Below are 4,035 nucleotides of genomic sequence, written 5' to 3'. Positions count from 1 at the left end.
AGGGGGAGTACGGCGAAGCCGGGAGGGGGGGTCTCCTGGGGGAGGGCCGAGGCTCTAGCCGGCGAGCGCTTCCAGTGTCTCGTCGAGGCCGCTCAGGTCGGCGAGGTCGAGGTGCTGGACGTAGAACTTGGAGACACGGATCTCGGAGAGAGCGGCGAGCGTCTCCCTCACCCGGACCGGTGGACCGACGGGGATGCCGTGGTCCGACCAAGTCTTTTCCAGATCATCGGGGTCCCGATCCCGGGCCGCGGCGGCTTTCTCGAGGCGGCGGCGATAGCTCGCCTCGTCCCTGCCGGTGAGCACCGGACCCATGACGCTTACGGTGATGGCCTCGGGGTCTCTGCCCGCCGCCGTCGCCGCTTCGCGTACCCGGGCGATCTTCGGGGCGATCTCGTCGGGAGATGCGATGAAGTGGTCGTACTCGTCGGCGTGGGCCCCAGCGAGAGCCGGGGTCCGGTGCGCACCCGACCCTCCGACGATGATGTGCAGACCGGCCGGCTTGGGCAGGACCTCGGCATCGAGTTCGTAGTAGCGGCCCGACAACGTCCCTGTGCCGGGTCCGAAGGCGGCCTCCAAGTAGACGAGTGCCTCTTCGAGACGTTCGAACCGTTCGGCCCAAGGAGGAAACGGGAACCCGAACGCGTCGTGTTCGAGCTCCATCCATCCGGTGCCGATCCCAAGATCGAAACGGCCTGCGGACATCTGGTCGATCGTCGCTGCGTTCTTGGCGATCACGGCCGGGTGACGAAATGTGATCGGAGACACGAGAACCGCGAGGCGGATGCGCCGGGTGTCACGTGCCAGGCCGGCGAGGGTCGCGAACGCGTCGGTGGCGTCGGGGCGGGGCTCCCGATGCGAGTAGTAGTGGTCGGAACGGGCAAACGAGACCATGCCCGCCTGTTCGGCCCAAAGGGCGGCGGCGAGAATCTGGTCGTACGTGCCGCCGAGCTGCGGTTCGGTCATGAGTGCGAAATCCACCAGACAGTCCTCCCGGAGCTGGACACCGCCGATCGTAGTGCCGTCGCCCGCGACCTTGCTGTGATGCTCTCGGCGGCCAGGAGACCACCGAGCAATGAACGGCGCCCATCTCGACGACCGTGCGTCAACGTTGCCTGCGTCGTGCCCCATTCTGAAGACTCGGTAGCATGAGATCATGAGGAGCGAGCGATGACACAGGTTCGATGCGGACGCTGCCAGACACAGTTTGCGGTACAGGGGTCGGGACGGTACCCGTGTCCCACGTGCGGGGCGGTCAACGAAGTGCGGGAGACCTCGGGCGCCGATGTGCTCCGGCAGAGACCGGCGCCGGCGTCCGGACCGTCCTCTCCGCGACGCACGTGCCCGGACTGCGGCATCTCGTTCATCGTGGGAGACATCGAAGTGGCGATCTGCCCGAACTGCGGTGCTCAGGTCTCGACCGGAGGTGATACGTGAGCGCACGGGAGCAGTGGGAGAAGGAGTACGCCGCAGGGCGCAAGCGTCGCGAGCGCTTTGAGACCCTCTCCTTCGAAGAAGTCCCACCACTCGGCCTCCCCGCCGACGGCGACCCCGATCCCCGCATCGGCTATCCGGGCCAGTACCCGTACACGCGTGGCATCCATCCGACCGGCTACCGGGGGCGGCTGTGGACGACCCGCCAGTTCGCTGGGTTCGCAGGCGTCAAGGAGACCAACGAGCGGTTCCGGTCGCTGCTGGCCAAAGGGCAGCACGGCCTTTCGGTCGCGTTCGACATGCCGACGCTCATGGGGATCGACTCGGACGATCCCAGGTCGATCGGCGAGGTCGGCAACTGCGGCGTCGCGGTCGACTCGGCCGACGACATGTTGACCCTGTTCGAAGGGATCCCTCTCGGTGAGGTCTCCGTGTCGATGACGATCAACGGTCCCGCCGAGGTGCTCTTTGCGCTCTTCCTCGTGGCCGCCGAAGAGCAGGGCGTCGACTGGAGCGATGTGCGCGGCACCCTGCAGAACGACATCTTGAAGGAGTACATCGCCCAGAAGGAGTGGATCTACCCCCCGGCTCCGCACATGCGGATCATCGTCGACATGATCGAGTTCTGCACCAGGGAAGTGCCCCAGTGGAACACGATCTCCGTGTCCGGCTATCACATCCGCGAGGCAGGAGCCACCGCAGCCCAGGAACTCGCGTTCACGCTGGGTGACGGGTTCGCCTACGTGGAGGCGTGCCTGCGCCGGGGTATGAAGATCCCCGACTTCGCTCCGCGCCTGTCGTTCTTCTTCGACGCCCACCTCGACTTCTTCGAAGAGATCGCCAAGTTCAGGGCGGCACGCCGCATCTGGGCACGCTGGATGCGCGAAAAATACGGGGTGACCGACGAACGCTCCCTCAAGTTGCGTTTCCACACGCAGACCGCCGGCGTGTCGTTGACCGCCCAGCAACCGGACAACAACGTGGTCCGAACGGCGATCGAAGCGCTCGCCGCGGTCCTCGGCGGCACCCAGAGTTTGCACACCAACGCTCTCGACGAGGTGTATGCGTTGCCGACCGAACGGGCTGCGGAGATCGCACTGCGCACCCAGCAGGTCATCGCCGAGGAGACCGGGGTGGCGAACACGATCGACCCGCTGGGCGGTTCGTGGTTCGTAGAGGAGATGACGGACAAGGTCGAGGCGAGAGCCGAAGAGATCCTCCAGAAGGTCCTCGCGCTGGGAGACGGGTCGATTCTCGACGGGACGCTGCGCGGCATCGAGGAGAACTTCTTCCAGGGTGCGCTCGCCGACTCGGCCTATGAGTTCGAGAAGGCCGTCGGGACCGGCGAGCGGTCGATCGTCGGAGTCAACAAGTACGTCGACAACACCGACACCCCGCTCGAGACGCTCGTCATCCCCGAAGAGGTCGAGAAGAACCAGTGCGAGGCCGTCCGGGCGCTGCGGTCCAGGCGGGATTCCCAAGCCGTCGAGGCGGCGTTGAAGGCGCTCGAGGAAGGCGCGAGAGGCGACGCCAACTTGATGGAGTTGATGATCGACGCTGCTCGTGTTCGGGCGACCGAGGGCGAGATCGTCGAGGCGATGAAGAAAGTGTTCGGGTCATACCGTGAGTCGGTTCGCATCTGATCTGCGACGGGTAGCCGTCCATGTGGTGATGGCTGGGTGGTTCGCCATCGCCCCGTCGACCGTGCCGTCATGGAGGCTTTCGCCGGCGCCGCCGCCGGCGCTGGTGCTTGTGGTCGGCGAACCGGTGCGGTGGTTCACGAGTGGAGGTTCACATGGCGCACGTCCTTGATCCCGAATCTGAACCGCAAGCCGAGAACTTTCGCGACGCGCTGGTCGACGCGTTCAACGCGCGGGACCTCGACGGCGTCGGCGAACTGCTGGGTGAGGAGGTCACCTCCGACGTCTTCGACGGTGTGGGAGTCGAGGCGGCCCTGCAAGGGTTGAGCGACTTGTGGATTCGCTATCCGCGTCTGGTCGCGTCCCGGGGGGACTGCGAGGACGACTGTGTGATCGCCTTGTGGCTTCCGGACGAGAACGGCAAGTTTCGTTCCGTCGGATTCCTCGAACTGACGATCGAGGACGACGGCATCGAGCATGTGACCTACATCGACGTCGACGACGCAGACCTCACCGCGGAGCCGCCCGACGAAAGCGAACTGGCCGAGTGGTTCGACTGGGCCGAGTGGGACCGGGGCGAGGAGACGACCGCGGAAGGTCCGTTCGGATAGGAGTGATCATGTGCAGGCTGCAACGCTTCGCAGACAACAGGTACGTCGGGACCCGGGACACGATGCTGTTCTACGACTGCGACGACGACGCGCAGTTCGCGGCGCTGGAGCAGCGCGTGGAGGCCGAGGATCTCCTGGACCGCAAGCTGCTGTCGTCGTTCGGACCCGACGAGCCGCCCGAGGCTCGCAACCGGGGGTTCCGCCCGGCCTGACCGCCCGTTTCCTCCTCCAGGTGGCCCGTTTCCTCCCCCAGCGAGGGCCGTTTCCTCCCCCAGCGAGGGCCGTTTCCTCCCCCAGCGAGGGCCGTTTCCTCCCCCAGCGAGGGCCGTTTCCTCCCCCAGCGAGGGCCGTTT

Annotated in this window: 4 protein-coding genes; 3 read left to right on the top strand and 1 reads right to left on the bottom strand. The window is 66.1% G+C overall.

Annotated elements, in window-relative coordinates:
* Positions 1-54 precede the first annotated feature (54 nt).
* A complete protein-coding gene (locus tag GWP04_12260) occupies positions 55-978 on the bottom strand; it encodes an LLM class flavin-dependent oxidoreductase (GenBank protein NIA26318.1) in 924 nt (307 codons plus the stop codon).
* 452 nt (positions 979-1,430) lie between these two features.
* Between GWP04_12260 and GWP04_12255 the strand changes: the two genes are divergently transcribed.
* From GWP04_12255 to GWP04_12245, 3 genes are all read left to right on the top strand, one after another.
* Entirely contained in the window at positions 1,431-3,074 is a 1,644-nt protein-coding gene (locus GWP04_12255; GenBank protein NIA26317.1) for a methylmalonyl-CoA mutase, read from the top strand.
* A 152-nt stretch (positions 3,075-3,226) separates the two neighbouring features.
* Positions 3,227-3,682, top strand: coding sequence for a hypothetical protein (locus tag GWP04_12250; GenBank protein NIA26316.1), 456 nt, complete (start codon positions 3,227-3,229; stop codon positions 3,680-3,682).
* 8 nt (positions 3,683-3,690) lie between these two features.
* Complete coding sequence (locus GWP04_12245; protein NIA26315.1) at positions 3,691-3,894, top strand: hypothetical protein; 204 nt, start codon at positions 3,691-3,693, stop codon at positions 3,892-3,894.
* The last annotated feature ends 141 nt before the right edge of the window (positions 3,895-4,035 follow it).

Source organism: Gammaproteobacteria bacterium, assembly GCA_011682695.1.
Lineage (GTDB): Bacteria > Actinomycetota > Acidimicrobiia > Spongiisociales > UBA4744 > BMS3Bbin01.
Note: the sequence above shows the minus strand (reverse complement) of the source record. Positions and strands in the feature narration are given on the sequence as shown.